Source organism: Conexibacter sp. CPCC 206217, assembly GCF_030646165.1.
GTDB lineage: Bacteria > Actinomycetota > Thermoleophilia > Solirubrobacterales > Solirubrobacteraceae > Conexibacter.
On the sequence record NZ_JAUTDO010000007.1, the window covers coordinates 301562 to 326206 of the forward strand.

Sequence of the window (24645 nt, forward strand, 5' to 3'; positions counted from 1 at the left end):
CTTTCTGGCTCCTCAGCTCACCAGAAGCCCACCGGCTCGTCGGTCGAGTGCGTGGTGCCGGTGATCGCGTTGCGCAGCGCGAGCGCGTCGCCGCCGGAGTGGTCGCCGAGGAACTCGTCGCGCTCGTCCCACTGCGCGTGCGCGAGCGCCGTTATCGCGTCGAGGTCGAGCGTCTCGAAGACCACGTCGTCGACCGTCTCGATCACCGCGGCGAGCGCGATCAGGCCTCTGAAGCCGTCGCCGACGGTCCAGGTGCCGTGGGGGTGGATCGTGTAGGTGTGGTCCGGGTCGCCGTCAACGTGTCTGTAGATTCCGGTCGCCATGTTGAGGTGGTGAAAGCGCGGCTCGGTCGCGTCCGGGGAGAAGTACGACACCGCGACCATCTGCCAGACGCCGGCGGCGAGCGTGATGCCGGTCTCGGCCCACGAGGTCGACTCGTGCGCGGGGTCCCAGACGTCGAGCGTCAGCGCGTAGCGGCTTCTGCCAGCGTCGGAGATCCGGAACACGTACGGGTTCCCGTCGTCGCCCTGGCTGGGGGAGGCGTCGCCACGCAGCAGCTCCGCCGCCGTCGTGACGCTGTCGGGCTTCACCACGAGCAGGAACGTCGCGCTCAACTGCTCCTGCGGTTCGATGCCGGGCAGGAAGCGCACGAGGTCCGTGCCGTCGAACTCGCGCGACCCGCCGGTGCGCACGGTCGGCGCGATCGGCGTGGCGGTCATCCCCAGGGTCGGATTGCTCTCGACGGCGCCGTCGTAGGACGTGACCGTCCAGGTGTGCGGCACGCCGTTGGTGAGCCCGGTGTCCTCGTACGCAACCGTGCCTCTGTCGCCGACGCCGGGGCCGTCGTAGATTCTGACGCCGTCGCGGTAGACGCGGTAGCCGTCCGCCGGCGGATCGACCTCGGTCCAGAAGACGACCGCCTTGCCGTCGCCGACGCCGACCATCGACCCCGCCGGCACGTTCTCGGTGCCGGGCCAGAAGTCCGTCGGCTCGTCGGTCGAGTGCGAGGTGCCGGTGATCGCGGTGCGGTTGGCCGCGGCGTCGCTGCCGCGGTCGAACGTGAAGGTGTCGCGCTCGTCCCACAGATGCAGCGGCGCGGCGGCGCCGATCGCCGTCAGTGACGTGAACGTGTTGCGCTCCGCGGACCCGGTGTAGCGGCTCCACAGCGCCACTGCCGCGATCAGCCCGGCGAAGTCGTAGCCGGAGAACCCCGCCTTGCCGATCCGCCAGCCGACCGACGCTCTCAGATCCCCGTAGGCGCCGCCGTCGGCGTTGACGTGGACCGGTCTGGAGCCGTCGAGCGGTATGCGCGAGAAGACGCCGGCCGTCGCTCCTCTGGACTTCGCGTACATCATCACCTGAAACACACCGGTTCTCGGCATGATCGAGGAGTCGAAGGTGTAGTTGGCGCTTCTGCTGCCGGACTCGAAGATCGCGAGCGCACCGCCGTCGATCCCGAAGACGTAGCCGGCGGTGCTGCGGTCGCAGACCCAGGTCTGGTCGGCGGTCGCGCTCGACGGCTTCACGACGACGGCGATCGCGAACGCGTCGGACATCGGCGTCCCGAGCGAGAAGAGCAGCTCGTCGCCTCTGGCGAACTGTCGTGAGCCGGACATCAGATCGTCTCCGGATCGGCGTCGATGCGTGGGCGGATCGCGGCCATGTGAGGTCCCCTCGTCGAACAGGATGCGGTTCCGCTGCGGCGCGCGAGTCGCGGTGGTCCTCGATGGCCTCGGCGATGACGCCGGCGCGCCGCGCAGAGCGTACGAGTACGACCGGCGGTTCGTCGAGGGTGGTGCGGCTGGGTTGGACGAATGGGGAGGCCGGTCACGCGTCACGCGTACGCGCTCCTCGCTATGCTCTCTCCTCCCAGGGCGATTAGCTCAGCTGGGAGAGCGCCGCCTCGACAAGGCGGAGGTCACTGGTTCGAGCCCAGTATCGCCCACTCATCGAAAGCCCCGCAAATGCGGGGCTTTCGTCGTTTCTGGGCCAGGCGGTGGTCCCAATAAGGTCCCATTCTTCGACCGGCCGCCGCCACACGACCGCTGACGGTCGTACGAACATGGGCAGTCGGCCAGGTTCCGACCCGGTGCCGGTGCCGGTGTCCCTTGACGACCGCAGATCAGTCGGGAGCACAGAGCGTTTCCTCGAGGCGGCCGGTGCGCTCACTGCGACTGAAGACCGACTGGCAGCCGAACTGATCGGCGAGATGCTCATCAAGAGTTCGCAGGCAGTCGCTGAGAAGTCTCCATATGGAACCGTTACCGGACCCACAACCCACTGGGATCCGTGGTCGAGCAGCGCGTGCGAGCGGGTTCCATCGTGCCCGGCTGGGAGACTGCGCTCAGTTGCTGCTGCGCGGACGCCCGCGCGTCGCGCAACCCGCCAGACCCGCCAGAGCTGCAGGCAGACGCGCTCCTCGCGGAGCTAACCGCGCAGTGATCCTCGCCTTCGTCGCCAGAAACCCAGGCGCGACCGTCGCCCAGATCTCCGGCGCGACCGGGATCGCGAAGCCGACGATGCACTCCACCGTCTACGCACTTCGCGGCAAGGGCGAGCCTGCCGATGCACCGTGCAACCGGGTATCGGCGGGCAAGCGCTTGGGTTCCGCCGCTCGGCGCGAAGCTGGCCGGTACCATCCGGGCGCATGGTCGACGTCACACTCATCGGCCGGCTCACCAAATTCCGTTTACCCGGGACGATCGTCACGGCGGCTACGCACGCCGCCGCCGTCGAGGCGGCACGGCGACGCGCCGAGGCGCAGGAGCTGCCGGCGCGTGTCGGCCCCGAGCAGGTCACAGCCGCGACGCGCGACGACATCGCCGAGTACCGCTCGGCCCGCGGCTTGTCCGCGAGCGCGTAGAACGACGAAGGCTCCCGGCGGCCCATTCGGCGTATAGCGCTGCGGTGGAATCCTCAGGCAGGACGGGCGGCCGGTGGCCGCCCCTCCTGCTGCGGGACCGACTACCGGGTGCCGGCCGGCAAGACGGTGTCCTCGCCCTCGGCGTGCGAGAGGCGAATCCCTGCGACCTCGGCATATGGCACGTCCGCCAGGACGAAGACGTTGTTCTCGACCTTCGTGCTCGCAAGCGCGCGCCCGTCGGCGGTAACCGCCGCCGCGGCCGTTACGTCGTTCGCGGCGATGGCGTTGTACGACACACGGCCAGCCGCCTCCCGCTTGCCGGTGGACTGAATCGTCCCCGGTCTGGTGTCGGCGTCCAGCTTGTCGGGCAGCCCAAGCGAAGCGGCCGCCTCCTCGTCGGGGGTGAACCCGAGGATGGCGCCTCTGCGGAGCAGTGCTGTCGTGCCGCAGTTGACTGGATCGCCGCCTTCGCTTCTCCGAACCAGGCAGACGCCGTCGGTGCTCTGGACGATCGTCCACGGAGCGCCGACGCCATCGGGCGCAGGCACGGTCACAGCGTCGTCCGCTGCCACCTCGACGCCCGATGTCCGGAGCGTCGCAAGCAGCCCGGCGCTGAGCGTCGTGGGCGTGCCCGTGTCGAGCACCGCCAACTCCGAGCCAGCGTCGTCTGTGCCGACGGCCGACGACGTCACCACGACGATCGCGACAACCGCCGCCAGCGCCGCGGCCAATGCTGAGATCCATCGAACATGCTTCCGCATCAGAAGTCCACCCGCGCTCGGAAGTTGGTGTAAGAGCCGACCGCCGTAACAGCAACCAGCAGAGTGCAAGCGCACGGATAGTTGACCGTGGCCAGGGCGTTCACGCCGTTGTTGCAGCTCAGCCCTCCGGCTCTGGCCCCGCCGTTCGCGGGCGTGTGGTACGACTGCACGCACACGTTCTGGCCGGATATCGTCCGCGCTGACGCCTCGGTCAGCGTGTGAGGGGGAGCTTGCACGCTGCCGGGTCCGCCCCATCCCTCCCAGTAGACATCGAACGCGGCGCTCGCGGAACTGACGAACGTCGTCATTCCGAGCAGAACGACGCACAACACTGCGACGCCCTTCGAGGTCTTCGACCTCACGGATTCCTCCTGTACTTCGTGATAGTGGCATGGGCACCAGGCGCGCGGATCCCCCCACGCGCTCGAACCCTGAACGTCCCTGCCCCGATGTGGGCCGATTAACGACCCTGCGCCGACTCTCTCATATCGCGCTCAACCATGCGCTACTAATCAGCGCCTTGTTCGGATCCTGACTCTGACTGTCACAGAGCCGCAGCGAGCGCGCGCTCGGGGACTCGATCAGCTAGTGCGCGGGACCGACCAGAGCGTGCAGCTCGCGCCGGTCAGCTCCTCGGATTGCGTGACCTGCATGCGGCACACCGTCGTGCGGCGCCCAACAACACGCCTGACAATCCCCCCGAAGCGAACCGAACTGAGCGGACCTTGAGAGCAGCGTAGGTCCCGCCACTGCGTGGGGTTGCCGGCGCAGTCTCGTCGTCGAGCCCAGTATCGCCCACTCACGCGAAAGCCCCGCGTCTGCGGGGCTTTCGTCGTCCAGGGCAAAGCCGAGGAGGCACGTCGCGTCGTCGCGCTCCAGGTGCGCGGCGGGCGGGCGGCGCGGCTGCGGACCGAGGAAGATCCGGACTGGATCGGGCGCGCTGGACGGTGGCGAGTCGGTCGGCTGGCCGGGCGGTGCGCAACCGGCGTCGCGCCGCTCGGCTCACGGGGCGATCGATAGAGTCGCGCCGATGACCGAGACCGCCGCGCCCGCGTGCCCCGAATGCTCCAGCGAGTACACGTACGAGATGGGGGCGCTGCAGGTCTGCTCGATGTGCGCGCACGAGTGGTCGCTCGCGTCGGCAGAGGGTGAGACGGACGTCGGCGAGACGGACGCGGTGATCAGGGACGCGGTCGGCAACGTGCTGGCCGACGGCGACACCGTCACGGTCGTCAAGACGCTCAAGGTCAAGGGCAACACGCAGCCGATCAAGGCGGGCACGAAGGTCCGCAACATCCGTCTCGTCAACGGCGTCGACGACCACGACATCGACTGCAAGATCGACGGCTTCGGCGCGATGCAGCTGAAGTCGAGCGTCGTCAAGAAGGCCTGAGCCCTCCTCGGTTTCTGCTCGCGGCCTTCGCGATGGCCGCACGCGGCGGACCCCCGCCGCGCTCAGCCTGCCGGCGCGTCGAGCGCCCAGACGTCGACGTCGAGGTCCAGCGCAGGGTTGTGGATCTGTCGCGACGGCTGCATGCCGAGCTTCGTCGCGACGCGCTGCGAGCGCTCGTTCTCGGGGTGGATGATCGAGATCAGCTGCGGCAGCCGCAGGCGCTCGAACGCGTCATCGCGCGCGGCGGTCGCGGCCTCCGTCGCGAGTCCGCGGCCCCACGCGCTGCGCGCGAGCCGCCAGCCAAGCTCCGGCTGCTCGCCGGCGGCCGACAGGAACGGCGGCACGTGGGCGAGCCCCGCGAAGCCGAGGAAGCGCCCTTCGAGCCCGGCCTCGCGCGACTCCAGCGCATACGGCCCGAAGCCGTACTGCTCCCAGTGCCCGGCCACGAGCCCGTGGAACGCGGCGATCGCGGCCTCGTCGACCGGTCGGTTGAGATGCCGCGCGACCTCGGGATCACGGTTGATCTCGACCATCGCCTTCTCGTCGTCCGCGGTCCAACGCCGCAGGATCAGTCGTTGCGTCCGAAGCTCGTCCACGCCGGGATTATCGGTGATCGCTGCCCTGAACCGATCCGTGGGATCCTGCGCTTCGATGCCCCCACCGCGCATGACACCGGTGAGATCGAGCGCGGTGGCGCGGGTGGGGTATGACGCGCTGGCGCGGGAACTGCATGTCGCGTACGTGAGAGAGCATCCGTGGGCGGTGGAGCGGACGTATGTCTACTCGGACGTGCCGGCGCGGATTCATCGGGAGCTGCTGGCGGCGGACTCGGTCGGGGCGTTCGTGAACCGCGAGGTCAAGCCGAGGTTCCACGCGCGCGAGCTGTGACCGATCGCGGGTGCGCCCGCGCGTGAGCGGGTAACGCTGGTGGTACGGAGCAACCACCGAAGGAGGAGCGACATGTCGACCGGAGCGATCATCGCGATCGTGGTCGTTGTCATCCTGGTGCTGGCGCTGCTGTTGGTGCTGCTGCCACGGATGCGCGCGAACCGAGCGCAACGGCAGCTCGTCGGCGAGCGTCACGATGCCGCGGACGCCCATCGCAACGAGGCCGAACGGCGCGCCGCCCGCGCTCAGCTCGCCGAGCGAGAGGCGGAGCGCGAACGGGCCGAAGCGCAGTTGCATGAAGCTCGCGCGGACCTGCACGACCAGGGCCTCGCGGACGAGGAGCTGGGCCGCGAGCCGAGCGCCGGACGAACGGCCGCGCCCCGCGACGAGCGCGCCTAGCCCCGTCTGCCGAGCGAGCGCGAGAGGAAGAAGAGCGTGCCGGAGCTGGCGACGAGGACGGCGCCGATCAGCGCGACGATCGTGCTGCTGACGGCGAAGCCGACGATCAGCAGGGTCAGGCCGAGCGCGATCTCCGCTGCGCCGATGAGCCGCAGCATCCGCATGCCAGGCGCAGCAGCCGGCGACTCGGGCTGCTCGTTGCCGAAGGGGTCGGTCATCGCCGTAGTGTGAACCGAGCGGCGGCGGGACGGGGTCGACCCTGCACCCCGTCCCGTCCGGCACGCTCGTTCCTCCCAGAGACAAGCGATGTCCGATCACTCGCTGGCGCGTGCGGTCAGACGCGCGCCATCTCGCGCTCGCGGCGGCGCCGCTCACGCTCGGCGGCGGCGTCAGCGTCAGCGCCCGCGCCGTCGACTTCGCCCGCCGCGAACCCGGCACCCTCCACCGACGGCTCGTGCGTCACGCGCGGCAGCCATTCCAGCCAGCGCGGCAGGTACCAGTTCCACTCGCCCAGCAGCTTCATCGTCGCGGGCAGCAGGACCGCTCGCACGAGCGTCGCGTCGATGAAGATCGCGACCGCGAGGCCGATGCCGAGCTGCTTGAACTCGATCGCGGAGAGCGTCGCGAAGATGCCGAAGACCGCGACCATGATGATCGCCGCGCTCGTCACCGTCGATGCCGTCGACTTGATTCCGTGCGCGACCGCGCGATCGGTTCCCATCCCGCGGTCGTACGCCTCGCGCACGCGGCTGAGGATGAAGACGTGGTAGTCCATCGACAGCCCGAACAGCACCACGAACAGGAACAGCGGCAGCCACGAGGTGATCGCTCCGGTCGAGTCGAACGACAGCAGCGACTCCGCCCACGTGTGCTGGAACACGAGCACCAGCACGCCGTACGCGGCACCGACGGACAGCAGGTTCAGCACGATCGCCTTCGTCGCGATCACGAGCGAGCGGAACGTCACCAGCAGCAGCAGGAACGCGAGCGACAGGACGAACGCGAAGACCCAGACGATCCGCGAGCTCATCAGCTTGTTGAAGTCCTGCGTGCCGGCGGTGGTGCCGGTGATCGGGGTGTCGGCGCCCGCGCCGAGGTCGCCCCGCAGCGACGGCGCCAGTTCGCCGCGCAGCGTGTCGAGCGCACTGTGCGACGCGGCGTCGGTCCCGTCGCCGGAGATCGGCAGCCCGATCCGCGCGACGTCGCCCGATCTCGACAGCTCGACCGAGATCGGCTCGTGGATCTGGCCGGTCGCGAGCGCCGCCGTGCGGAATCTTCTGATCGCCGCCTGCGCCGCCGGCGTGTCGAGCCTGCCCGCGCCGGAGACCGCCATGCTGGCCTCGATCTGCTGGCCGGGGAAGGCTGACTGGATGCGGTCGTAGGTCTGCATCACGGGCAGCGAGCGCGGCAGCGTCTCGATCCCCGGGATCGCGGTCTTCATCCCCAGCACGGGGATGCAGAGCGCCAGCAGCAGGCCGCCCGACAGCAGCACCGAGACGAGCGGGCGCCGCAGCACGGCGTCGACGATCGCCGACCAGATCCGCGGCGGCTTGGAGACGTCGCGCTTGCGCATCAGGAACGGGATCCGGCCACGGTCGACCTTGTCACCGAGCTTGCTCAGCAGCGCGGGCAGGACCGTCAGCGACGCGACGAGCGAGACGCCGACGACGAGGATCGCGCCCATGCCCATGCCCATGAAGGTCGAGTCGCCGGTGATGAACATGCCGGCCATCGCGATCATCACGGTCAGGCCCGAGATCAGCACCGCGCGACCGGACGTGGCCGCGGCGGCTTCCAGCGCCGCCTCCTCGCTGCGCCCGGCCGCGCGTTCCTCGCGTTCGCGACGCAGGTAGAAGAGCGAGTAGTCGACGCCGACCGCGAGGCCGATCAACAGGACGACGGACGAGACGCTGTCGTCGACCGCGATCAGATGCGAGCCGATCGCGACGAGCCCGAGCGTCGCCATCACGCTGGAGAGCGCCAGCAGCAGCGGGATGCCGGCCGCGATCAGCGCGCCGAACGCGACGATCAGGATGATCATCGTGACCGGGATCGAGAGGAACTCGGCCTTCTTGAAGTCGTCGTCGAACATCTTCGAGATCGCCTTGCCGGCGCTCGCGTCGCCGAACTGCTCGACGCGCAGGTCCGGATGGGCACGCTGCACCGCATGCGTCTGCGCGAGCACGTTCGCGACGTCGTCCTCGGCGTCGTCGGCGTCTCTTCTCAGCTCCAGTTGGACGATCGCGGCGTGGCCGTTGGGAGTCACCTGGCCCTCGTTGCCGGCCGTCAGCGGCGATCTCACCGTCGCGACCTCCGGCAGCGCGCGCATCCGTCTCACGACGTCGTCGACCGTCTGCCTGAATTGAGGATCTCTCGCGGTCAGTCGCGGCGACTGGACGAAGATCGTCTCGTCGGCGCGCTGCGGGAACGCGTCGTAGAGGATCTGCTCGGCGCGGCCGGACTCGCCGGTTCCGCTGTCACGGTCGCTGACCGGCTTGGTCCCGACCATCCCGCCGATCACGAACGCCGCGATCACGAAGGCGATCCAGCCGAAGATCGCGATCTTACGGTGGCGCGCGCTCCACATGCCGGCGCGTGCGGCGAAGTTCTGTTTCTGCATTGCTCGCAACCCCTTGCGTGACGCTTGACTCTGCGGTTGCGAGCAGGCTCCCAAGCGGGCCGCGCCGCGCCCATGAGGGCCCCCGGCGAGCGCTGGTGTGGTCAGTCCCCGAGGCGGGGGTGGTGCTATCCCCCGATCATCACGTCCGCGGCGCCAGCTTCGCGTACCATCACGGACCGATGAAGGCCCTTCTGCCAGATGGAACCGAGCTTCAGCTCGACGACGGCGCCACCGGCGCCGATGCCGCCGCCGCGATCGGCGCCGGACTCGCACGCGCCGCCCTCGCGGTCAAGGTCGACGGCCAGTTGCGCGACCTCACGGCGCCGCTGCACGACGGCGCGAGACTCGAGATCCTGACGCAGAAGAGCGGCGACGACGCGCTCGAGCTGTTGCGCCACGACACCGCGCACGTGCTCGCCGCCGCCGTGATCGACCTCTACCCGGGCGTCAAGATCTCGATCGGCCCGGCGATCGAGGACGGCTTCTACTACGACTTCGAGTTCCCCGACGGGGTCACGATCTCCGATGCCGACTTCGCGAAGATCGAGCAGGAGATGCGCAAGCACGTCAACGCCGACGAGCACTTCGCGCGCGAGGACGTGACGGTGGGGGAGGCGCTCGAGCGGTTCGTGCGCGAGGACCAGCCGTACAAGGTCGAGCTGATCGAGGACCTCGTCAGAAACGCGCCCGCGGACGCGCCCGTCGAGACCGTCTCGCTCTACACCAACGGCCCCTTCACCGACCTCTGCCGCGGTCCGCACGGCCCCGGAACCAAGCGGATCAAGGCGTTCAAGCTGCAGTCGGTCGCGGGCGCCTACTGGCGCGGCGACGCGAGACGCACGATGCTGACCCGCATCTACGGCACCGCCTTCTTCACGAAGGAGGAGCTGAGAGAGCACCTCGAGCGGATCGAGGAGGCGAAGAAGCGCGACCACCGCCGCCTCGGCAGAGAGCTCGGTCTGTTCTTCATGAGCGAGGTCTCGCCCGGCTCGCCGTTCTGGCAGCCGCCGGGGATGGCGATCTGGAACCAGCTGTCGAGACTGTGGCGGACCGAGAACGCCAAGCGCGGCTACGACGAGGTGCGCACGCCGATCCTCTTCGACGTCGAGCTGTGGAGACAGTCCGGCCACTGGGACAAGTACCGCGACAACATGTACTTCGCGCACGTCGCGGGCGAAGATGACCGCGAGATGGGCGTCAAGCCGATGAACTGCCCGGGGCACATCCAGCTCTTCAAGGAAGAGCGGCGCTCCTACAGAGACCTCCCGATCCGCTACTCCGAGCAGGGCCTCGTGCACCGCTACGAGCCGTCCGGGACGCTCCACGGGCTGATGCGCGTGCGCCACATCACGCAGGACGACGCCCACATCTTCTGCACCGAGGAGCAGATCGAGGCGGAGGTCGTCGACACGCTCAACTTCGCCTTCTTCCTCTACGACATCTTCGGCTTCGAGCCGAGCCTGGAGCTGTCGACCCGGCCCGACACGCGCGTCGGCACGGACGAGATGTGGGATCGCGCCGAGGGCGCGCTCAGAGCCGCGCTCGACCACCAGGGCCTCAGATACGAGGTCAACGCGGGCGACGGCGCCTTCTACGGCCCGAAGATCGACCTGCACATGAAGGACTCGATCGGCCGCTCGTGGCAGCTCGGCACGGTGCAGCTCGACTACTCCTTCCCGGAGCGGTTCGACCTCGCCTACACCGGCGCCGACAACTCCGACCACCGCCCGGTGATGATCCATCGCGCGCTGATGGGCTCGTTCGAGCGCTTCATCGGGATCCTGATCGAGCACTACGCGGGCGAGTTCCCGTTGTGGCTGTCGCCGCTGCAGGCGATCGTGCTGCCGATCTCCGACCGCCACGTCGACTACGCCAACGGGATCGCGAACCGTCTGCGCGACGCCGAGGTGCGCGTCGAGGTCGACGAGCGGACCGAGTCGATCGGCAAGAAGATCCGCGAGGCGGAGCTGCGCAAGATCCCCTACATGCTGATCGTCGGCGACAGAGAGCAGGAGTCCGACGAGGTCGGCCTGCGGCGCCACAGAGCGGGCGACCTGGGATCGTTCTCGGTGGCCGACTTCGTCGCGCGCGTGGCGCAAGAGATCGAGCAGCGGTCCGCATAGATGCAGAAGTCCCTGTCGAGCGTCGCCGACGCCGCTATACTGCGGCCCCTTGATGCTCATGACCAACACGTCGCGCAACTCTTGACGCGACAGAACGACGCTTCGTAATGCCGGTCCCTCGACGGTTTGACCGGCGCCCGCCAGAGCGGGACACCACGCGCATCAACGAACGCATTCGCGTTCCAGAGGTGCGCCTGATCGGTGAAGACGGCCAGCAGATCGGCATCCTCAAGACGCCGGACGCTCTCAGGTACGCGCAGGAGCGTGATCTCGACCTCGTCGAGGTCGCCGCCGACGCGCGCCCGCCCGTCTGCCGCGTGCTCGACTACTCGAAGTACAGATACGAGCAGGCGCAGAAGGTCAAGGCCGCCAAGAAGCACCAGCAGCAGATCACGATCCGCGAGATCAAGTTCCGGCCGAAGATCGCGCAGAACGACTACGACACGAAGAAGGGGCACGTCACCCGCTTCCTCAGGCACAAGGACAAGGTCAAGGTCACGATCATGTTCCGCGGCCGCGAGGTGACGCATCCCGAGCGTGGCTCGATGCTGCTCGAGAGACTTGCCGAGGAACTGGCGGACATCGCCGTCATCGAGCAGCGTCCGATCCAGGACGGCCGCAACATGACGATGATGCTCGGCCCGTCCAAGACGGTGCTGGCCGAGGCTGAGCTCGCCGTGAGCCAGAGCGGCCAGAGAAGAGCCGATCCGGCGGCGAATGGCAAAGCCGAGGCGCCGGCGGCGAGAGCCGCTGTGAGCGCGGAGGCCGCGCCGAGAGCTGACGCTGCGGCTGCTGAGACGGCGCCGGCCGCCGAGGCGAGAGCCGAGGCTGCCAGAGCTGCGCCTGCTGAGGCGAGAGCCGAGGCCGCGAGAGCTGCCCCGGCGAGAGCCGAGGCCGCGAGAGCCGCGCCCGCTGAGGCGAGAGCTGAGGCCGCCAGAGCCGCGCCGGCTGAGGCGAGAGCTGAGGCCGCCAGAGCCGCGCCGGCGAGAGCCGCGCCCAGAGCCGCTGCTGCCAGAAGAGCGCCGGTGGCGAGAGCTGCCGCGCCCGCCAGAAGACCTGCGGCGAGAGCCGCGCCTGCCAGAAGAGCGGCTGCCAGAAGAGCCGCTCCGAGAGGCGACGAGGTGCCCGAGGGCGCCCCCGCCGCCTCCGGCAGCTGACCGGCGCCGTCACGGCGGCGCTGGACGGCCGATGATCCCCGCTCTGCTTGCGATGGTGGCCGCGCTCGGCGCGGCCGCCCCGCACGCCGCGCCCGCCCAGGCGGTCGCCGCTCCGACCTCGCTCGCGTCGTCGCTGACGCTGCGTCAGTCGGTCGGGCAGCGGGTGATCGGGTCGTTGCCGGGGACGACGGTACCCGCCGCGCTCGCCAGCGAGATCCGCCGCGGCGAGCTGGGCGGCGTGATCCTGTTCGCGCGCAACATCTCCTCGCGCACGCAGCTGAGAGCGCTGACCGCGCAGCTGCAGGCCGAGCGGCAGAAGGGCCCGCGCGCCCTGCGCAGCCGCCCGCTGCTGATCATGATCGACCAGGAGGGCGGCCTCGTGAAGCGGCTCTCCGGGGCGCCGCTGCTGTCGCCGGTCCAGGTCGCCGCGCGCAACGACGCGTCGCTGGCGCGCCGCACAGGCGTCGCGACCGCGGCCAACCTCAGATCGGTCGGCGTCAACGTCAACCTCGCGCCGGTGCTCGACCTCGGCCTGCCCGGGTCGAGCGTGCTGGAGCTGGGGCGGACCTACGGCTCGACGCCCGCCCAGGTCAGCCGCCTCGGCGGCGCCTTCGCGGACGGGCTCAGAGCCGGCGGCGTGCTTGCGAGCGCCAAGCACTTCCCGGGCCTCGGTCGCGGCGGCGACGACGAGGACCTGCGGCTCAACCGCATCGACGTCCCGCTCGCGACGCTGCGCGCCAACGACGAGCTGCCGTTCAGAGACGCCGCGCGCCGCGGCATCCCGCTCGTGATGGTCTCGACCGGCGTCTATCCGGCGCTCGACTCGCGCCCGGCGATGTTCTCGCCGCGGATCGCGACGCAGGAGCTGCGCGACGTCGTCGGCTTCAGAGGCGTCGTCGTGACCGACGACCTGGAGGTGCCGGCGATCGCGCACCTGTCGCCGGAGCGCAAGGCGCTGGCGGCCGTGCGGGCCGGCAACGACCTGCTGCTGTTCTGCCAGACCGAGGCGGCCGCCGACCGTGGTGCCGCCGCGCTCGTGCGGGCCGTGCAGCGCGGTCAGCTGCCGCGTGCGACGATCGATGCCGGCGCGGATCGCTCGCTTGCGCTGCAAGCGAGCCTGCGTTGATTCTCAGAGTTTGCTTTACTTCTCCGTCCCAATGCCCAAGATGAAGACTCATTCCGGCGCCAAGAAGCGCTTCAAGGTGACGGCCAAGGGCAAGGTCCGTGGTCGGCACGCCTTCACCAGCCACATCCTCGAGAAGAAGTCGCCGAAGCGCAAGCGCGCGCTCGGCCGCCCCGCGATCATGTCCGACCATGACGCGCCCCGCATCAAGAAGCTGCTCGGCCAGGTGGGCAAGTGACCCGCGTCAAGCGCTCCGTCCACGCGCGCAAGAAGCGCTGTGAAGTCCTTGAGATGACGAGAGGCTTCCGTGGGGAGGCCAACTCGAACTACAGACGCGCGAAGGAAGCGCTCCTCAAGGCCGATGCCTATCGCTACCGCGATCGCCGCAACCGCAAGCGCGACTTCCGTCGCCTGTGGATCACGCGTATCAACGCGGCCGCGCGCATCAACGACCTTTCGTACTCGCAGTTCATGCACGGCCTGCAGCTGGCCGGCGTCGAGCTCGACCGCAAGATCCTCGCTGACATCGCCGTGCGCGACGCGGACACGTTCCGACGTTACGCCGACAAGGCCCGCGAGGCGCTGGCGGCGGCTGCGTAGAGCACCCCACCAGCTTCTCCCGAAACGGGCGCCGACTCCTCTTGGACGGCGCCCTTTCTGTTTAAACGATTCGACCTGTCCAGCTCCGACCCAGCTCCCGCGACCGATGCCACCGATCACCTCACCCCAGAACGAGCGCCTCAAGGACGTGCGCCGGCTCGCGCGCAAGCGCGGTCGTGACGAGCTGGGGCGCTTCGTCGCCGAGGGCGAGGACCTGCTCGCCGCCGCCGACGCCGCCGGCTGGCGCGCGCTGGAGCGCTTCTGCGCAACGGGCAGCGGGCTCGGCGGCGCGGAGGTCGAGGCGGACGTGCTCGCGCACGTCTCCCAGCTCGGCTCCGGCACGCGTGCGCTGGCCGTCTACGAGCAGCGCTGGGCGCCCGCGCCGACCGGTCCCTTGGCGGTCTACCTGCACGGCATCACGGATCCCGGCAACGTCGGCACGGTGCTGCGCAGCGCGCTCGCGTTCGGCGCCGCGTGCGTCGTCTTCGGCCCCGGCTGTGCGGACCCGTTCGGACCGAAGGCGGTGCGGGCGAGCATGGGCGCGCTGTTCCAGGTGCCGATCGCGCGCGCCGACAGCGTCGCCGAGCTGCCCGGCACGACGATCGCGCTCGACGCGCACGGGACTGCCGGGACGCTGCAGGGGCCGCTGCGCGAGGACGCGACGCTGCTGATCGGTGCCGAGCGGGCAGGGCTGCCGCCCGAGGTGCTCGCCGCATGCGACCGCACGGTGCGGATCCCGATCCGATCGGAGTCGCTCAACGCGGCGATGGCGGCGACGATCGCGCTGTACGAGGCAACCCGCGGCGACAGCGCGCTTGACCATAGGATGGGCGCCGCATGATCGAGCGCATCGACGAGCTGAGACGGGCGGGCGAGGCCGAGGTCGCCGCCGCCACCACGACTGACGCGCTGGAGCAGGCGCGCGTCAGATGGCTCGGCCGCAGAGCCGAGCTGCCGAACATGCTGCGCGGCGTCGCGCAGCTGCCGCACGAGCAGCGCGGCCCGGTCGGCAAGGCCGCCAACGAGGCGCGCAAGGCGCTCGAGGCGCTGATCGACGCGCGCAACGCGCAGCTGGCGGCGTCCGAGTTGGACGTGCAGCTCGCCGCCGACCGCGTCGACGTGACGCTGCCGGGCGCGCCGCTGCCGCCGGCCGGCGGCCTGCACCTGCTGAGCCAGACGCGCCGCGAGATCGAGGACGTCTTCGTCGGGATGGGCTTCACGATCGCCGAGGGTCCCGAGGTCGAGCGCGTCTACTACAACTTCGACGCGCTCAACCACGACGCCGCGCACCCGGCGCGGCTGAAGAGCGACACCTTCTACGTCGCCGACGACGTCGTCCTGCGCACGCACACCTCGCCGATGCAGGTGCGCGCGATGGAACTGCAGCCGCCGCCGATCTTCCTGATCGTCCCCGGCCGCGTCTACCGCCGCGACAGCGACGCGACGCATACACCGCAGTTCCACCAGATCGAGGGTCTTGCGGTCGACGAGGACATCACGCTCGCCGACCTCAAGGGGACGCTGCTGCAGTTCGCGCGCGCGATCTTCGGCGACGAGCGCGAGGTGCGCCTGCGGCCGCACTTCTTCCCCTTCACCGAGCCGAGCGTCGAGGTCGACGTCTCCTGCTTCAACTGCGGCGGCAGCGGCCACCTGAAGGACGGCTCGCGCTGCCCGATCTGCAAGGGCACCGGCTGGATCGAGATCCTCGGCGCGGGGATGGTCGACCCGAACGTCTTCTCCTACGTGAGAGAGCACGGCTACGACCCGGAGAAGATCCAGGGCTTCGCGTTCGGCATGGGCGTGGAGCGGATCGCGTTCCTCAAGCACGGCGTCTCCGACCTGCGCCTCTTCTACGACAACGACCTCCGCTTCCTGCGGCAGTTCTGAGGAAGGCAACGCGATGAAGGTCCCGCTTTCCTGGCTCCACGAGCACGTTCACCCCGAGTTGGACGCGCGCGCGCTCGCATCGCGCCTGGCGCTGACCGGCACCGAGGTCGACCGCGTCCACCACCACGGCGTGCCGAGCTCCGACAACTTCGTCGTCGCGAAGGTGCTGGAGGCCGTCCAGCACCCCGACGCCGACCGCCTGCGCGTCACCACGCTCGACATCGGCGAGGCGGAGCCGGCGCAGGTCGTCTGCGGCGCGCCGAACGCGCGCGCCGGGATCACGGTCGCGCTCGCGCGGCCCGGCGCGCGGCTGCCCGACGGCACCAAGCTGAAGAAGGCGAAGCTGCGCGGCGTCGAGTCGCAGGGGATGATCCTCGGCGAGTCCGAGGTCGACGTCGGCGTCGACCACGACGGCATCATGGAGCTGCCCGACGAGCTGATCGCCGGCACCCCGCTCGGCAACGTGCTGCCGCTCGAGACCGACGTGCTGGAGCTGGAGATCACGCCCAACCGGCCCGACTGCCTCGGCATCTACGGCGTCGCGCGCGAGGTTCACGCCGCGACCGGCGCGCCGCTCGGCCCGGCCCCGTGGGAGCACGACACCGGCTCCGCCGGCCCGCTCGACGGGATCGCGGTGACGGTCGAGACCGATCGCTGCCCGCGCTTCAGCGCCCGCATCTTCGAGGGCGTGAAGGTCGGCCCGTCGCCGTACTGGCTGAAGGCGCGCCTGATGGCGGCCGGTCAGCGGCCGATCTCCAACGTCGTCGACATCACCAACTACGTGATGCTGCTGTCGGGGCAGCCGCTGCACGCATTCGACCTCGACCGGATCGCCGGCGGCACGCTCGTCGTGCGCGACGGACGCGAGGGCGACGTCCTGGAGACGCTCGACGGCGAGACGCGCAGACTCGACGCCGACATGGTCGTGATCGCCGACGCCGACGGGCCCACGTCGCTCGCCGGCGTGATGGGCGGGGCGCGCTCCGAGGTCCACGGCGGCACGACCCGCGTGCTGCTGGAGTCGGCGACCTGGAACGGTCCCAACATCCAGCGCACCTCGACGCGGCTCGCGCTGCGCTCGGAGGCGTCGTCGCGCTACGAGAAGGGGCTCTCGCCGGAGCAGACGCAGGAGGCGCTCGCGGTCGCGACGCGGCTGCTGGTCGAGCTGGCCGGCGCGACGGTCCGCGAGGGCACGCTCGACGAGGCCGGCCCGTCCGGCTGGGACGGCACGCACCAGACGATCCGCCTGCGCGACGCGCGTGTCAGCGGGCTGCTCGGCGCGGACATCCCGCGGGCGCGCAGTGCGGAGATCCTCAACGCGCTCGGGTTCGAGACGGTCGATGCGGGCGGCGACGCGACCGCAGCCGGCGGCGACGCTGCCGCGACCGGGAACGGCGGCGCTGCGACGGCCGCCGGCCTCGACGTGACCGTCCCGCACTTCCGCCGCAACGACGTCACGCGCGAGGCCGACCTGATCGAGGAGGTCGCGCGGATCGACGGCGTCGACAACCTGCCCGCGACGCTGCCGCTGCGGCGCGGCGCGGCCGGGCGGCTGACGCAGTGGCAGCAGCTGCGCCGCACGACCGCCGACACGCTGGCCGGCGCGGGCCTGCACGAGATCATCGGCTGGAGCTGGTCACCGGCCGAGCTGGCCGACAGACTGCGGCTGCCCGCCGACGATCCGCGCCGCGCCGCGATCGCGGTCGACAACCCGATGTCGGCGGAGCACGGCCTGCTGCGCACGACGTTGCTCGGCGGCCTGCTCGACGTCGCCCAGCGCAACGTCACGCGCGGTATCCCCGACGTGGCGATCTTCGAGTCCGGCGCGGTCTTCGTGCGCGGCGAGGACGGCGCGCTGCCGCACGAGCCGCACACGCTCGCCGCGCTGCTGACCGGCGCGCTGCGCCCTGCCAGCTGGCGCGAGTCGCAGCCGCCGCCGGCGGACTTCTTCGCCGCCAAGGGCGTGCTCGCGCATCTGCTCGACACGCTGCGGGTGACCTGGCGCGTCGAGCCCGGCAGCGAGCCGTTCCTGCATCCCGGCCGCAGCGCGCGCGTGATCGTGACGCCGCAGGGCGGCGCCGACGAGATCGTCGTCGGCTGGATCGGCGAGCTGCACCCGTCGATCGCCGCCGACTGGGACCTCGAGCGCACGGCCGCGTTCTCGATCGACCTCAACGTGACGATCGCCGCCGTGCCAGGCGCGGCCGTCTACGCGGACTACACCTCCTTCCCGGAGGTGCGCCAGGACCTCGCGGTCGTGCTGCCGGACACGGTGGCGGCCAGCGACGTCGTCGCCGCGGTGCGGAGAGCGGGCGGTCCGCTGCTTGCCGACGCAGGCGTGTTCGACGTGTACGCCGGTGCCCAGGTCGGCGAGGGCAACGTCTCGCTGGCGCTGCGGCTCGCCTTCCGCGCCCCCGACCGCACGCTGACCGACGAGGAGGTCGGGCAGCGCCGCACCGCGATCGAGGAGGCGCTCGCCGAGTTGGGGGGCAGTCTGCGTGCCTGACGGACCGAAGGTCTCCGTCTTCGGCGCGTCCGGCTACGCCGGCGCGCTCGCGGCGGCGCTGCTGCAGCGCCATCCGCGCTTTGAGCTGGCCGCGCTGACGTCGCGCTCCGACGTCGGCCGGCGCCTGGACGATCTCTACCCGCGCCACCGCGTGCCGCTGGCGATGGAGGAGCTGGACCTCGATCGCCACGGCGACGTCGACGCCGCGATCGTCGCCTACCCGCACCACGCCGCCGCTCCCGTCGTCGCGCAACTGCGCGAGCGCGGCGTGCGCGTGATCGACCTGTCCGCGGACTTCCGCCTGCGCGACGTCGCGACGTACGAGCAGTGGTATGGCGAGCACGCCGCGCCGGAGCTGATCGACGGCGCCGTCTACGGCCTGCCGGAGCTGGGGTACCGCGGGCGGATCGCGGACGCCGGCGTCGTCGCCAACCCCGGCTGCTTCCCGACCGCCGCGCTGCTCGGGCTCGCTCCGTTGGCCCGCGCGGGCCTGATCGGCGACGTCGTGATCGACGCGAAGTCGGGCGTCTCCGGCGCCGGCCGCGCCGCGACCGAGAAGACGCACTTCGTCACGGTCGACGAGAACGTCAACGCCTACGGGATCGCCGGCCACCGCCACACGCCCGAGATCGAACAGGAGCTGGCGCTGCTCGGCGCGCGACTGCAGGTCACGTTCGTGCCGCACCTCGTGCCGCTGGACCAGGGCGAGCTGATCTCCGCCTACGTCACGCCCACGCGAGCGACGAGCGACGAGGCCGTGCGCGACCTCTACGCCGACGCGTACGCGGACGAGCAGTTCGTCGAGCTGACGCGGCGCTCGCCGGGCGTGCGCGACGTGCGCGAGACGAACATCGCGCGGATCGCGACGCAGGTCGACGCGCGCACCGGCCGGATCCTCGTCTTCGCCGCGATCGACAACCTCTGGAAGGGCACCTCGTCGCAGGCGGTCCAGAACCTCAACCTGATGTTCGGCTTCGAGGAAGGGCTCGGGATCGCATGAGCGCGGCGTTCTTCAGCTCCCGCTGGGTCCCGCGGCCCGGCCACGTCCACGAGGACGAGGGCGGGCTTCCGCGCGGCTTCCGCGCCGCCGGCGTCGCAGCGGGCGTCAAGCCGGGCGGTGCCAAGGACCTCGGGCTGCTGGTCGCGGATGCGCTGGAGACCGTCAGCGCGGCACGCTTCACGCGCTCCGGCGTGCTCGCCGCGCCGGTGATCGTCAGCCGCGAGCACGCCGACGTGACGCACCTGCACGCGATCGTCGCCAACAGCGGCAACGCGAACGCGGCGACCGGCCGACAGGGCGTCGACGACGCGCTCGCGACGCAGGCGAAGGCGGCCGAGGTCGCCGGCGTCGAGCAGATCCACGTCGCGGTCGCCTCGACCGGCGTGATCGGGGTGCCGCTGCCGCTCGACCGCCTGCTGAGCGGGCTGGAGCGAGTCCGCGGCGAGCTGCGCACCGACGGCGACCGTGACTTCGCCGAGGCGATCCGCACGACCGACAGGTTCGTCAAGCGCGCCTCGCTCGTCGTCGAGCTGCCGTCCGGCGACGTGCGCCTGAGCGCGCAGTGCAAGGGCGCCGGGATGATCCAGCCGAACTTCGCGACGATGCTCTGCTTCGTGCAGACCGACGCGGCGCTGGAGCAGGAGACGGCCGAGCTGCTGCTGGGCGTGACCGTCAAGCGCTCGTTCGACCGCATCTCCGTCGACGGCCAGCTGTCGACCAACGACACCGTCGTGCTGATGGCCAGCGGCGCCAGCGGCGTCAAGGTCGAGCCGCTGTCGGAGGACGAGCTGCGACTCGGCGAGGCGCTTGACGCGCTGCTGCGCCAGCTCGCGCTGCAGATCGTCGCCGACGGCGAGGGTTCCAAGCGGATCGGCCGCCTCGTCGTGAGCGGTGAGGAGCCCGGCGCGATCGAACACGTCGCGCGCGCGGTCGCCAACTCGCCGCTGGTGAAGACGGCGCTGCACGGCGGCGACCCGAACTGGGGCCGGATCGCGCAGGCGGTCGGAGCGGCGCTGCTGGACACCGCACCGCTGCACTTCGACATCGCGATCGAAGGCGTGACGGTGTTCGCCGACGGCAGCGCGCTGCGCTTCGACGCGGCCGCCCTCGACAGAGCGGTCCTGCGCGACGAGGTCGAGTACGTCATCGCGCTGCCGGGCGAGGGCGCGGAGACGGAGGTCTTCTTCTCCGACCTCTCGCACGAGTACGTGACGATCAACGCGGAGTACACGACATGACGCCCCAGCCCGCCCCGCCGCGCGACGTCGCGACGCTGCTCGAAGCGCTGCCCTATATCCGCGACTTCCACGGCAAGACGGTCGTGATCAAGTACGGCGGCGCGGCGATGACCGATCCGGCGCTGCGCGAGGAGTTCGCGCGCGACGTGGTGCTGATGAAGTACGTCGGGATCAACCCGATCGTCGTGCACGGCGGCGGCCCCGACATCACCGCCTACATGGACCGGCTCGGGCTGCCCGTCGAGTTCGTCTCCGGCCTGCGCGTCTCCGACAGAGCGACCGTCGAGGTCGCGAAGATGGTGCTCGTCGGCAAGGTCAACAAGGACATCGTCCTGCGCATCAACCGCCACGGCCAGCCGGCGGTCGGCCTCTGCGGCGACGACGGCCTGCTCTTCCGCGCCGCGCGCCAGACCGCTCCCAACGGCGAGGACATCGGCTTCGTCGGGCGGATCGAGCGCGTCGACACCGACGTCCTGACGCACGTCGCGCAGGACTACATCCCGGTCGTCGCCTCCGTCGGCTCCGACCGCGAGGGCAACTCGTACAACATCAACGCCGACGAGGCGGCCGGCGCAGTCGCACGCGCGCTCGGCGCTTACAAGGTGATGTTCCTGACCGACGTGCGCGGCTGGCTGCGCGACCCGTCGGACCCGTCCAGCGTCATCACCGAGGTGACCGCCGACGAGGTCGAGCGTCAGCTGCCCGAGATCTCCGGCGGGATGCGGCCGAAGCTGGCGGCCTGCATCGACGCGATCCACGGCGGCGTCACCTCCGCGGTGATCGTCGACGGCCGCGTGCCGCACTCGCTGCTGCTGGAGCTGTTCACCGACGCCGGCCTCGGCACGATGGTCAAGCCGGCGATCTAGCCAAGGAAGCCCGATGTCGCTCACCGAACTGCAGGCGCTCGAAGCCGAGCATGTGATCCCGTCGTATGCGCGCTACCCCGTCGAGATGGTGCGCGGCGAGGGCACGCGCCTGTGGGACGCCGACGGCAACGAGTACCTCGACTTCCTCTCCGGCATCTCCGTCCTCAACGTCGGTCACTGCCACCCGGCGGTCGTCGCGGCGGTGCGCGAGCAGGTCGGACGCCTCACGCACGTCACCAACCTCTTCTACACCGAGCCGGCGATGCGCCTCGCGCAGCGCCTCGCGACCAGCTCGCTCGGCGGCAAGGTCTTCTTCTGCAACTCCGGCACGGAGGCCAACGAGGCGCTGCTGAAGCTCGTGCGCAAGGCCAAGCCGCGCGGTGAGATCGTCGTGCTGCACGGCGGCTTCCACGGCCGCACCTACGGCTCGCTGAGCGCGACGACGCAGGAGTCCAAGCAGGTGCCGTTCGCGCCGCTGGTGCCGGGCTTCGTGCCGATCCAGCCGACCGTCGCGGCGCTCGAGGGCGTCGTCAGCGAGCGGACCGCCGCGGTGCTGGTCGAGCCGATCCAGGGCGAGACCGGCGTGCATGCGTTGTCCGACGAGTTCCTGCTGGCCGCGCGCGCCGCCTGCGACCGCGTCGGCGCCGCGCTCGTGTTCGACGAGGTGCAGACCGGGATGGGCCGCACCGGCACGCTGTGGGCGTACGAGCAGACGCCCGTCGTGCCGGACGCGCTGACGAGCGCGAAGGCGCTCGGCGGCGGGCTGCCGATCGGCGCGCTCGTGACCGGCCCGCGCCTGGCCGACGTCTTCCAGCCGGGCGACCACGGCTCGACCTTCGCCGGCGGGCCGCTCGTCGCGGCCGCCGCCAACGCCGCCTTCGACGTGCTGGAGGATCCTCAGCTGCTGGCGCGCGTGCGCGAGCTGGGGGAGCGGCTGCGCGAGCGGCTGCGCGCGCTGCCGCAGCTGAGCAACGTGCGCGGCCGCGGGCTGATGGTCGGCTTCGACGTGCCCGAGGCGCCGGCCGTCGCCAGACGCGCGCTCCTGGAGCAGCGGCTCGTCGTCAACGCGACCGGCCCCGGCACGGTTCGCCTGCTGCCGCCGCTGACCGTCGGCGACGCCGAGCTCGACGACGCGATCGGGCGGATCGCCGCGGTCGTCTGAGCGGCGTGCTCGTGCGTCCGATACGCGCGCACTCCGAGCGGGAAGGCCGATCGTCTGACACGCGTTCGCCTGAACGGGAGGCACGTTCGCGCGCATGCACGGGTAAGGTCATGGCGAGGCCCGTGATTCGCATCCTGATCGTCGACGACCATCCCGCAGTACGGGCCGGCCTGGTGGCCGTCCTGCGCAGCGAACCGGGATTGGTGCCGGTCGGATCGGCGGCGGAGGAGCAGGAGGGCTGGAAGCTCGTGCAGCGGGCACGCCCGGACCTCGTGCTGCTCGACCTGCACATGCCGGGCGGCAACAGCCTCGCGCTCTGCCGCCGCGTCAAGGCATTCGACCCGCACGCGAGAGTGCTGATCTACTCCGCCTTCGCGCACGACGAGCTGGCGGTCGCGGCGACGCTGGCGGGCGCCGACGGGATGATCGACAAGACCGAGCCGGTGCTGGAGCTGTTCAACGGGATCCGCCGCGTCCACAGAGGTGAGCGGCTGCTGGCGCCGGTCACGCCCGAGCGGCTGCAGGACGCCCGCGCGCGGATTCCGCAGGCCGACTGGCCGATCGTCGCGATGCTGCTCGACGGCACGCCAGGCGCCGACATGGCGCAGACGCTCGGGGTGCGGCCGCAGGAACTGGAGGGGCGCATCGAGCGGCTGCTGGCGCGGCTGGCGCCGACGGTTTCACGCGCGAGGGCGTGAAGCCAGGCCATCGCGTAGAGTCTCGGCCGCAATGAGCGAGCCTACTCAGACCGAAGTCCACCGCATCGCCACCGCACCGGCGCGGACCGCCAGCTACGAGGCCGACCCGGCTGCCGTCAAGCGCGTCCTGTTGCTCTACTCCGGCGGTCTCGACACGAGCGTCATGCTGAAGTGGATCGCCGACGAGTACGGCGCCGAGGTCGTCTGCCTGACCGTCAACCTCGGCCAGCCCGGCGAGGACTACGACGTGATCCGCCAGAAGGCGCTCAGAATCGGCGCGATCGAGACGCACGTCGTCGACGCGCGCGAGGAGTTCGCGCACGACTTCGTCAAGCCCGCGATCAAGGCCAACGCGCTCTACGGCGGCGGCTACCCGCTCTTCACCGCGCTCGGGCGCCCGCTGATCGCGAAGCTCGCGGTCGAGTACGCGCGCAGAACCGGCTGCGACACGATCGCCCACGGCTGCACCGGCAAGGGCAACGACCAGGTGCGGATCGAGACGACGATCGCGACGCTCGGCCCCGAGCTGAAGGTGATCGCCCCCGTGCGCTCCTGGCAGATGGGCCGCGAGGAGGAGATCGCCTACGCGCGCGAGCACGGGATCCCCGTCAAGGGCGGCACCGAGGTCACGCCGTACTCGATCGACGACAACCTCTGGGGCCGCTCGTCGGAGGGCCGCTGGATCGAGGACCTGACGCATGCGCCGGAGGACGACGTCTTCCAGCTCGTGACGCGGCCCGAGCTGGCGCCCGACGAGCCGGAGACGGTCGAGCTGGAGTTCGTCGAGGGCGTGCCGGTCGCGCTGAACGGCGCGCGTCTCGGGCTCGTCGAGCTGCTGGAGCAGGTCGCCGAGATCGGCTGCAAGCACGGCGTCGGCATCGTCGACCACATCGAGGACCGGATCGTCGGGCTGAAGGTGCGCGACATCTACGAGGTGCCGGCCGCGGCGATCGTGCTGAGAGCCCATCAGGAGCTCGAGCACCTCGTCGGCACGATCCACCAGAACCAGTTCAAGACGGGGCTGGACCAGAAGTGGGGCTACCTCGTCTACGCCGGCCTCTGGTGGGAGCCGCTGCGCAGCGACATCGACGCCTACCAGGACCGCGTCAACGAGCAGGTGACCGGCAAGATCGGGCTGAAGCTCTACAAGGGCTCGCTGCGCGTCGTAACGCGCGAGTCGCCCAACGCCGTCTACGACGCGACGCTCGCGTCGTTCGCGGAGTCCGGCGGTCTCTTCTCGCAGACTGCGTCGCCCGGCTTCATCGAGCTGTGGTCGCTGCAGTCGCGGATGGCGCACAAGCTGCGCGAGCGCGGCGAGCCGTCGTCGAACGAGTGAGCTTGCTCGGCTCCGTCCGCGGGTA

Annotated in this window: 24 protein-coding genes and 1 tRNA gene; 19 read left to right on the plus strand and 6 right to left on the minus strand. The window is 70.6% G+C overall.

The window, feature by feature from the left end:
• Positions 1–17 precede the first annotated feature (17 nt).
• The gene (locus Q7L65_RS20555; protein WP_304724017.1) at positions 18–1616 is read right to left on the minus strand and encodes a hypothetical protein; all 1599 of its coding nucleotides are present in this window, start codon (positions 1614–1616) and stop codon (positions 18–20) included.
• 256 nt (positions 1617–1872) lie between these two features.
• On the opposite strand from Q7L65_RS20555, the gene Q7L65_RS20560 reads away from it, so the two are divergent.
• Both Q7L65_RS20560 and Q7L65_RS20565 read left to right on the plus strand, forming a co-directional pair.
• Positions 1873–1945 (plus strand) — tRNA-Val (locus Q7L65_RS20560).
• A gap of 702 nt (positions 1946–2647) precedes the next feature.
• Entirely contained in the window at positions 2648–2863 is a 216-nt protein-coding gene (locus Q7L65_RS20565) for a hypothetical protein (RefSeq protein WP_304724018.1), read from the plus strand.
• 101 nt (positions 2864–2964) lie between these two features.
• Here Q7L65_RS20565 and Q7L65_RS20570 read toward each other — a convergent pair whose 3' ends face one another.
• On the minus strand, positions 2965–3594 hold the full coding sequence (locus Q7L65_RS20570; protein ID WP_304724019.1) for a hypothetical protein: 630 nt from the start codon (positions 3592–3594) through the stop codon (positions 2965–2967).
• Positions 3595–3623: 29 nt separating this feature from the next.
• A complete protein-coding gene (locus Q7L65_RS20575; protein WP_304724020.1) occupies positions 3624–3986 on the minus strand; it encodes a hypothetical protein in 363 nt (120 codons plus the stop codon).
• Between the two features lie 668 nt (positions 3987–4654).
• Between Q7L65_RS20575 and Q7L65_RS20580 the strand changes: the two genes are divergently transcribed.
• The gene (locus Q7L65_RS20580; RefSeq protein ID WP_304724021.1) at positions 4655–5017 is read left to right on the plus strand and encodes a zinc ribbon domain-containing protein YjdM; all 363 of its coding nucleotides are present in this window, start codon (positions 4655–4657) and stop codon (positions 5015–5017) included.
• Between the two features lie 62 nt (positions 5018–5079).
• Here Q7L65_RS20580 and Q7L65_RS20585 read toward each other — a convergent pair whose 3' ends face one another.
• Entirely contained in the window at positions 5080–5613 is a 534-nt protein-coding gene (locus tag Q7L65_RS20585; RefSeq protein ID WP_304724022.1) for a GNAT family N-acetyltransferase, read from the minus strand.
• Between the two features lie 55 nt (positions 5614–5668).
• On the opposite strand from Q7L65_RS20585, the gene Q7L65_RS20590 reads away from it, so the two are divergent.
• Complete coding sequence (locus tag Q7L65_RS20590; RefSeq protein WP_304724023.1) at positions 5669–5905, plus strand: KTSC domain-containing protein; 237 nt, start codon at positions 5669–5671, stop codon at positions 5903–5905.
• Positions 5906–5977: 72 nt separating this feature from the next.
• Entirely contained in the window at positions 5978–6304 is a 327-nt protein-coding gene (locus tag Q7L65_RS20595; RefSeq protein WP_304724024.1) for a hypothetical protein, read from the plus strand.
• Here Q7L65_RS20595 and Q7L65_RS20600 read toward each other — a convergent pair.
• Positions 6301–6522, minus strand: a complete 222-nt coding sequence (locus Q7L65_RS20600; RefSeq protein ID WP_304724025.1) for a DUF3040 domain-containing protein — start codon at positions 6520–6522, stop codon at positions 6301–6303. The two genes, Q7L65_RS20595 and Q7L65_RS20600, sit on opposite strands and share 4 nt — an antisense overlap.
• Positions 6523–6638: 116 nt before the next feature.
• On the minus strand, positions 6639–8924 hold the full coding sequence (locus Q7L65_RS20605; protein WP_304724027.1) for an MMPL family transporter: 2286 nt from the start codon (positions 8922–8924) through the stop codon (positions 6639–6641).
• A 179-nt stretch (positions 8925–9103) separates the two neighbouring features.
• Between Q7L65_RS20605 and thrS the strand changes: the two genes are divergently transcribed.
• The 14 genes from thrS (at position 9104) to Q7L65_RS20675 (ending at position 24620) form a co-directional block, all read left to right on the plus strand.
• Positions 9104–11047 (plus strand): threonine--tRNA ligase, encoded by a 1944-nt coding sequence (thrS, locus tag Q7L65_RS20610; RefSeq protein ID WP_304724029.1) that lies wholly within the window; start codon positions 9104–9106, stop codon positions 11045–11047.
• Positions 11048–11154: 107 nt separating this feature from the next.
• Positions 11155–12204 (plus strand): translation initiation factor IF-3, encoded by a 1050-nt coding sequence (gene infC, locus Q7L65_RS20615; protein ID WP_304724031.1) that lies wholly within the window; start codon positions 11155–11157, stop codon positions 12202–12204.
• A gap of 31 nt (positions 12205–12235) precedes the next feature.
• Entirely contained in the window at positions 12236–13330 is a 1095-nt protein-coding gene (locus Q7L65_RS20620; RefSeq protein WP_304724033.1) for a glycoside hydrolase family 3 N-terminal domain-containing protein, read from the plus strand.
• Positions 13331–13361: 31 nt separating this feature from the next.
• A complete protein-coding gene (rpmI, locus tag Q7L65_RS20625) occupies positions 13362–13565 on the plus strand; it encodes a 50S ribosomal protein L35 (RefSeq protein WP_304724035.1) in 204 nt (67 codons plus the stop codon).
• Positions 13562–13927, plus strand: a complete 366-nt coding sequence (gene rplT / locus Q7L65_RS20630; protein WP_304724037.1) for a 50S ribosomal protein L20 — start codon at positions 13562–13564, stop codon at positions 13925–13927. Before rpmI ends, rplT begins: the two co-directional genes overlap by 4 nt.
• Before the next feature lie 106 nt (positions 13928–14033).
• Positions 14034–14768, plus strand: a complete 735-nt coding sequence (locus Q7L65_RS20635) for an RNA methyltransferase (RefSeq protein ID WP_304724039.1) — start codon at positions 14034–14036, stop codon at positions 14766–14768.
• A complete protein-coding gene (pheS, locus tag Q7L65_RS20640; RefSeq protein WP_304724041.1) occupies positions 14765–15814 on the plus strand; it encodes a phenylalanine--tRNA ligase subunit alpha in 1050 nt (349 codons plus the stop codon). Before Q7L65_RS20635 ends, pheS begins: the two co-directional genes overlap by 4 nt.
• 13 nt (positions 15815–15827) lie before the next feature.
• A complete protein-coding gene (gene pheT, locus Q7L65_RS20645; RefSeq protein WP_304724043.1) occupies positions 15828–18320 on the plus strand; it encodes a phenylalanine--tRNA ligase subunit beta in 2493 nt (830 codons plus the stop codon).
• Entirely contained in the window at positions 18313–19320 is a 1008-nt protein-coding gene (gene argC, locus Q7L65_RS20650) for an N-acetyl-gamma-glutamyl-phosphate reductase (RefSeq protein WP_304724045.1), read from the plus strand. Before pheT ends, argC begins: the two co-directional genes overlap by 8 nt.
• Positions 19317–20558 carry a bifunctional glutamate N-acetyltransferase/amino-acid acetyltransferase ArgJ gene (gene argJ / locus Q7L65_RS20655; protein WP_304724047.1) on the plus strand — a complete coding sequence of 414 codons (1242 nt, stop codon included), beginning with the start codon at positions 19317–19319 and terminating at the stop codon, positions 20556–20558. Before argC ends, argJ begins: the two co-directional genes overlap by 4 nt.
• Positions 20555–21424, plus strand: coding sequence for an acetylglutamate kinase (gene argB, locus Q7L65_RS20660; RefSeq protein ID WP_304724049.1), 870 nt, complete (start codon positions 20555–20557; stop codon positions 21422–21424). Before argJ ends, argB begins: the two co-directional genes overlap by 4 nt.
• Positions 21425–21437: 13 nt before the next feature.
• A complete protein-coding gene (locus Q7L65_RS20665) occupies positions 21438–22586 on the plus strand; it encodes an aspartate aminotransferase family protein (RefSeq protein ID WP_304724051.1) in 1149 nt (382 codons plus the stop codon).
• 110 nt (positions 22587–22696) lie between these two features.
• A complete protein-coding gene (locus tag Q7L65_RS20670; RefSeq protein ID WP_304724053.1) occupies positions 22697–23284 on the plus strand; it encodes a response regulator transcription factor in 588 nt (195 codons plus the stop codon).
• Between the two features lie 31 nt (positions 23285–23315).
• Entirely contained in the window at positions 23316–24620 is a 1305-nt protein-coding gene (locus tag Q7L65_RS20675) for an argininosuccinate synthase (protein ID WP_304724055.1), read from the plus strand.
• Positions 24621–24645 lie beyond the last annotated feature (25 nt).